The sequence below is a fragment of the Candidatus Andeanibacterium sp. genome, assembly GCF_057143545.1.
This window is the reverse complement of record NZ_DBNHSF010000052.1, coordinates 1-6314: the sequence shown is the minus strand read 5'-3', so window position 1 is coordinate 6314 and position 6314 is coordinate 1. Positions and strand designations below refer to the sequence as shown.

Here is a 6314-nt window from a genome sequence, read left to right as displayed (position 1 = left end):
GCGCCCGAGCCGCATAGCCACAACCCGTCGATCGGCATCTTGTAGCTCCCTGCGCCGAGTACCGGGCGCGCGGCCCACAGCTGGTCGAGGCTCATCCGCCCGTGAAAGATGTCGCCCCTTGCCAGGCCGAACTTGGCTTCGAGCGCGCGCGGCGTGTGGACCTGCCTGTGCAGCACCAGCTCGCGGAATCCCGGCGCGAAATGCTCGACTGTGTCCAACACCGCCTCGACCGCTTCGTCTTCGCTTTCTTCCGGCAGGTCCGGATCGCAATGCTGGCAGAACAGGCTCGCGACGTGCTGGCCGTCGGGCGCAAGGCTGTCGTCGACCAGGCTCGGGATCAGCATCTCGACAATCGGACGCTTCGAAAATCCGCCTTCGCGCGCGTCGCGATAGGCCTGGTCCATATAGTCGAGGCTCGGCGCCATGATGATCCCCGATCTCAAATGATCGCCCTCCTCGGGCAGGCTGGCAAAGCGCGGCAGGCCCGACAGCGCGACATTCATCCGCAGCGATCCGGCTCCGGCGCGGAAATGGTCCATCGCCCGGGCGAAATCCTCGGGCTGATGTTCGCGCGGCACGAGCTTCCTGAACAGCGGAATCGGGCCGCAATTGGCAATGACCCGCCTTGCCCGCACCTCTCCACCGTTGGCGAGCCTGATCCCGACCGCCTTGCCGCCTTCAACCAGCACCTGTTCGACCCGGGTCCCGGTCACGATCTCGGCCCCGGCCTCGCGCGCGGCCTCCGCCATCAGCTCGGTAATTCGGCCCATCCCGCCCCGGACATGGCCCCAGGCCCCCTGCTTCCCGTTCACTTCGCCGAACACGTGATGCAGCATGACATAGGCGCTGCCGGGCGAATCCGGCGAGGCGTAATTCCCCACCACCGCATCGAACCCGAAGGCGGCCTTGGTCGCTCCGCTTTCGAACCAGTCGTCGAGCAGTTCGCGGGCCGAGCGGGTGAACAGCGCCAGCACTTCGCGCTTGGCAGCGAGTGGCAGCTTCGCGAGCGACCTGCCCTGCAGCGCAGCATCGACAATCGCCGGGATCCCGCCGGTCACGTCCGGCGGAATCTTGAGCGCCAAATCGCGCAGCACTCCGGCGACCCGGTCGAGCATGGCATACCATTCGGGCAGCACTGCCGCATCCCGCTCCGAGAAGCGGGCGACTTCGGCCTGCGTTGCGGAAAGACCACCGCCCAGCCTGAGATAGTCACCCTCCGTCGCAGAGAGCGGCAGGAAATTGGACAACGGGCGTTCGATCACCCGATACCCGCGTCTGACAAGCTCCATGTCCGCGATGATTCGTGGCTGGAGCAGGCTGACCGTGTAACTCGCGGTGGAATTGCGGAAGCCGGGTGCAAATTCCTCGGTTACCGCCGCTCCACCGACGATATCTCTCGCTTCGTGGATTATTACTCGGTGTTTCGCACGTGCGAGATAGAAGGCGCAGGTCAAGCCGTTATGGCCGCCTCCGATGATGACTGCGTCGAGCATGATGGACAGGTGCCTGTCCGTTCACGCTCCGGCAAGGCCTGATTGCTAGGGCAGCGGTAACCAGAACAAAGATTCGAACGAAAGACGCTGTATGGGCCTGTTCAATGCGGAACTTTGCCGATCCTTTGCCATTGGCTTTGGGATCGGGACGATAGCGGTTATAATAGCCATCACTTCCCAATGGATGCCTACCTGATGAAGCTTCGCGCCTCCCTTGCCGCTATTGCCCTGCTGGCGACTGCCTGCCAGAGCCCGGCGCAGGCGGCGGAGAGCGTGGTGAAGGCGCCTGCAGCCACGGTGAAGGCGTCCGAAAGCGGCTCGCGCGCCACGGCGATCTTCGCCGGCGGGTGCTTCTGGGGCATCGAAGGCATTTTCAGCCACACCAAGGGCGTGATCAGTGCGGTTTCGGGCTATCACGGCGGCAACAAGGCGACGGCAAAGTACAGCCTGGTGTCGGCCGGGGGGACCGACCACGCGGAAGCGGTCAAGGTCGTCTATGATCCCGCGGTCGTGAGGTATGACCAACTCCTGCGGATCTTTTTTTCGGTCGGCGCGGACCCGACCACGCTTAATTACCAGGGCCCGGATCGCGGTACGCATTATCGCAGCGCGCTGATCCCCATGAATGCCGAACAGCGCAAGGTCGCCAGGGCCTATCTCGATCAACTCGGCAAGTCGGGCCTGTGGAGCAAGCCGATCGTCACCAGGATCGAGAGCTACAAGGCGTTTTACGAAGCCGAAGAATACCACCAGGATTACATGCTGAAGAACCCCAACCAGGGCTATATCGTCCGCTGGGACAGACCCAAGGTCGAAGGACTCAAGCAGCTTTATCCGGGGCTTTACCGGGCGACCTTCAAGACCGGCTGATTGCCGCGCGGGCAACACCTGCCTATATTCCATCAATGGCTGGTCACGAACATCACGAACATTCGGGCAAGAGCCTCGTCGATGCGGCGCGTGCAGCGCTGGTCGAAGGCGGCGAGCAATGGACCGACATGCGCGCCGACGTATTCGAGTCTCTGGCCGGGTTCGACAAGCCGGCATCGGCCTATGATATCGCCGAAAGCCTCTCGGCCAGCCGCGGCAAGCGGGTCGCCGCGAACAGCGTCTACCGGATTCTCGACCTGTTCGTGAAGAACAACCTCGCCAACCGGATCGAGAGCGCCAACGCCTATCTCGTCAACACCCATCCCGGCTGCCGCCACGACTGCATCTTCCTGATCTGCGACAATTGCGGCCAGGCCACCCATTTCGACGACGACAGGATTACCGGCGCGCTCAAGCAGGCGGGCCAGGCCAACGGCTTCGCCGACGTCCGCCCGGTGGTCGAATTGCGCGGCCTGTGCGATTCCTGCGCTGCCTGAACGGCCGCAAACTGGTTCATCGACTCGCCAGCTTCTCGCGTGTAAGCCCTTGGACATGAGTGTTAACCACGCCACGCCATTGCTCGACACGGTCAACCGGCCCGAAGACCTGAGAAAGCTCGAAAAGTCGCAACTGCGCCAGCTGGCCGACGAATTGCGCCAGGAGATGATCGACGTGGTCGGCCAGACCGGGGGACACCTTGGTTCCGGCCTCGGCGTGGTCGAACTGACGGTTGCGGTCCACTACGTGTTCAACACGCCGGAAGACCGGCTGGTCTGGGACGTCGGCCACCAGGCCTATCCGCACAAGATCATCACCGGCCGGCGCGACCGGATCCGCACGCTGCGGCAGGGCGGCGGCCTGTCCGGCTTCACCAAGCGCAGCGAGAGCGAATACGATCCCTTCGGCGCGGCCCACAGCTCGACCTCGATCTCGGCCGGGCTCGGATTTGCCGTGGCCAACAAGCTCAACGATCGCCCGGGCAAGGCCATCGCGGTGATCGGCGACGGCGCGATGTCGGCCGGCATGGCCTACGAGGCGATGAACAATGCCGAACAGGCGGGCAACCGGCTGGTCGTGATCCTCAACGACAACGACATGTCGATCGCCCCCCCGGTGGGCGGGCTCTCGGGTTATCTTGCGCGGCTGGTGTCCTCGGCCGAGTTCCTCGGCCTGCGCGAACTCGCCAAGAAGTTCGCCCGCAGGCTGCCCGCCCCGCTCCACCGGGCGGCGAAGAAGACCGACGAGTTTGCGCGCGGCATGGCGATGGGCGGGACACTGTTCGAGGAGCTGGGCTTCTATTACGTCGGCCCGATCGACGGGCATGATATGGACCAGCTCGTGCCGGTGCTCGAGAATGTCCGCGACGCTGCCGAAGGCCCTTGCCTCGTTCATGTCGTCACGCAGAAGGGCAAGGGTTACGGCCCTGCCGAGGCGAGCGCCGACAAGTACCACGGTGTGCAGAAATTCGACGTCATCACCGGCGAACAGGCCAAGAGTGCGGGCGGCCCGCCGGCCTACCAGAATGTGTTCGGCGAGACGCTGACAATGCTTGCCGACAGCGATCCGCGGATCTGCGCGATCACAGCGGCCATGCCTTCGGGCACCGGGGTCGACCGGTTCGCCCGGGCGCACCCGGATCGCGCCTTCGATGTCGGGATCGCCGAGCAGCACGGAGTGACCTTCGCCGCCGGCCTCGCCGCACAGGGCATGCGACCCTTCTGCGCGATCTATTCGACCTTCCTCCAGCGCGCTTACGACCAGGTCGTGCACGACGTCTGCATCCAGAACCTGCCGGTGCGTTTCGCGATCGACCGCGCCGGACTGGTCGGCGCCGACGGGGCGACCCACGCGGGCAGCTTCGACATCACCTATCTCGCCACCTTGCCCAACATGATCGTGATGGCACCCGCCGACGAGGCCGAGCTGGTCCATATGACCTATACCGCCGCTTGCCACGACAGCGGGCCGATCGCCTTCCGCTATCCGCGCGGCGGCGGCGTGGGCGTCGAGTTGCCGGAAATCCCGCAACAGCTGGAAATCGGCAAGGGCAGGGTCGTCCGCGAAGGCAGCAAGATCGCCCTGCTTTCGCTCGGCACGCGGCTCGCCGAAAGCCTCAAGGCGGCCGGCCAGCTCGAGGCCCGGGGCCTGTCGACCACGGTGGCCGACATGCGCTTCGCCAAGCCGCTCGACAGCGAGCTGATCCGCCAGCTGGCGCTGAGCCACGAAGTCGTCGTCACGATCGAGGAAGGCGCGATCGGCGGGCTCGGCGCGCATGTCCTGACGCTCGCCAGCGACGAAGGCCTGCTCGACAACGGACTCAAGATCCGCACGATGCGGCTGCCCGATATCTTCCAGGACCAGGACGCTCCGGACCGGCAATATGACGAGGCCGGGCTCAACGCCCCGCATATCGTCGAGACGGTCCTCAAGGCATTGCGCCACAATTCCGCCGGAGTGGAAGAGGCGCGGGCCTGACCCAGATGTCGAGGTTGCGGCGGCGCCTCGTGAAAGAACTCGCCGCCCTTGCCCTTGCCTATCTGCTGATGCTTGCAGGGTTCTATCTGCTCCAGCGCCATTTCATCTATCCCGCTCCGTCAACGCAGGCCGCCCTGCCGCCGGGGCATCAGCACGTGGTGCTCAAAACCGTCGATGGACTGGGCCTCGCGGCAGCCTGGCGCTCGGCGGTGGAGGGCAAGCCGACGATTGTGTTCTTTCACGGCAATGGCGACAATTGGGGCGGCGCGTCGGCGGCTACCGAGCACCTTGCCGCTGCGGGTTTCGGTGTGTTGTTGCCCGAATATCGCGGTTATTCCGGCAATCCGGGCAGCCCGAGCGAGGAGGGCTTGTACAACGACGGCCGAGCCGCGATCGGCTGGCTCGGCAAGCAGGGAATCCCGCCCAACCGCATCGTGATCGTTGGCAATTCAATCGGCTCTGGCGTCGCGACCCAGATGGCTTTGGAGTACGAATCCGCGGCTTTGGTGCTGATCTCGCCCTTCACCAGCCTGTCTGGAGTCGCCGGGGAGAAGATCTGGTGGGCGCCGGCAGCGCTGTTGGTGCGCGACAGGTTCGACAATCTCGCCAAGATCGGCCGTATCGATGCACCGGTACTGGTTCTGCACGGCGATGCCGACGATGTGATCCCCTTCGCGCACGCACGGCCGCTGGCGGAGGCTGCGCCTGACGGGACTTTCCTGCCCTTCGCGGGCATCGGCCATGAGCTGGCCTATACCGGCGCGGGCAAGGCGGCCTTGCGAAATTGGCTCGAAGCTAGATAAGCCATTTCCACACCCCCGCCGGGATGCCCGCCGCGTGGATATGCGCCCAGCTCGCCACCAGCCACAATGCCAGCCCCGCAAACCACAGCTTGAGCCCCAGGCCCGGCAACCTGCCCCATTGCGGAAGATAGCTGGTCTGCGCTTCCCAGTGCTTCCAGGCTTCGCCCAGCAGCGCTTCCTTCTTGCGGTCCTGCAGATAGGCGCCGAGCAGGGCCAGCAGCACGATCGCGCCGGCAAGGATGGTCGTCCGCTGGCTCCAGGAGAGGACGATGTGCCCCAGCCCCCACAGCGCGAAGCTCCACATCATCGGGTGGCGGGTCACCAGGAATGCGCCATGCGGCTTGGCGGCCGCGACCTTGGCCGCCGGCGTGTCGGGCAGAGCCGGATTGCCCTTGAACGAGCCGACCAGCAGCACCGCGGCGACGAGGGTGAGGAGGCTGGCGAGGATCCATTGCGCGTCCCCCGCCCAGCCGCCGGGGCCGCCATGGCCCGGCGGCGCAGCGCGGAAGGCGAGCACCATCCAGGCGAAGGCCGCCAGGCTGACCAGCGAATAGACGCCGAGGAAGCCCTTTTCGCCGAGCAGCTTCACCATCGGCGCGCGCAGCGGGTGCGACATCGCGAAATGGCTGCCGACAAAGGCGATCGAAGCGGCGACCAGCGAAACCAGCGCATC

The 6314-nt window shown here is 65.3% G+C and carries 6 protein-coding genes; 4 read left to right on the top strand and 2 right to left on the bottom strand.

Going from position 1 to position 6314, the window contains the following annotated elements:
* Positions 1-1493, bottom strand: a 1493-nt coding sequence (locus AC16XC_RS03075; RefSeq protein WP_484033170.1) for a phytoene desaturase family protein, incomplete at its 3' end; no start/stop codon positions are given.
* Positions 1494-1688: 195 nt separating this feature from the next.
* On the opposite strand from AC16XC_RS03075, the gene msrA reads away from it, so the two are divergent.
* From msrA to AC16XC_RS03055, 4 genes are read left to right on the top strand one after another with little or no spacing between them, the layout of a single operon-like run.
* Positions 1689-2363 carry a peptide-methionine (S)-S-oxide reductase MsrA gene (gene msrA / locus AC16XC_RS03070; RefSeq protein WP_484033169.1) on the top strand — a complete coding sequence of 225 codons (675 nt, stop codon included), beginning with the start codon at positions 1689-1691 and terminating at the stop codon, positions 2361-2363.
* A 35-nt stretch (positions 2364-2398) separates the two neighbouring features.
* Positions 2399-2860 (top strand): Fur family transcriptional regulator, encoded by a 462-nt coding sequence (locus AC16XC_RS03065; protein ID WP_484033168.1) that lies wholly within the window; start codon positions 2399-2401, stop codon positions 2858-2860.
* Positions 2861-2915: 55 nt separating this feature from the next.
* Positions 2916-4838 carry a 1-deoxy-D-xylulose-5-phosphate synthase gene (gene dxs, locus AC16XC_RS03060; RefSeq protein WP_484033167.1) on the top strand — a complete coding sequence of 641 codons (1923 nt, stop codon included), beginning with the start codon at positions 2916-2918 and terminating at the stop codon, positions 4836-4838.
* 29 nt (positions 4839-4867) lie between these two features.
* Positions 4868-5641, top strand: a complete 774-nt coding sequence (locus AC16XC_RS03055) for an alpha/beta hydrolase (RefSeq protein WP_484033166.1) — start codon at positions 4868-4870, stop codon at positions 5639-5641.
* Here the strand turns inward: AC16XC_RS03055 and AC16XC_RS03050 are convergent.
* Positions 5634-6314: NnrU family protein (locus tag AC16XC_RS03050; protein WP_484033165.1), on the bottom strand; the 681-nt coding region annotated here is incomplete at its 5' end. The two genes, AC16XC_RS03055 and AC16XC_RS03050, sit on opposite strands and share 8 nt — an antisense overlap.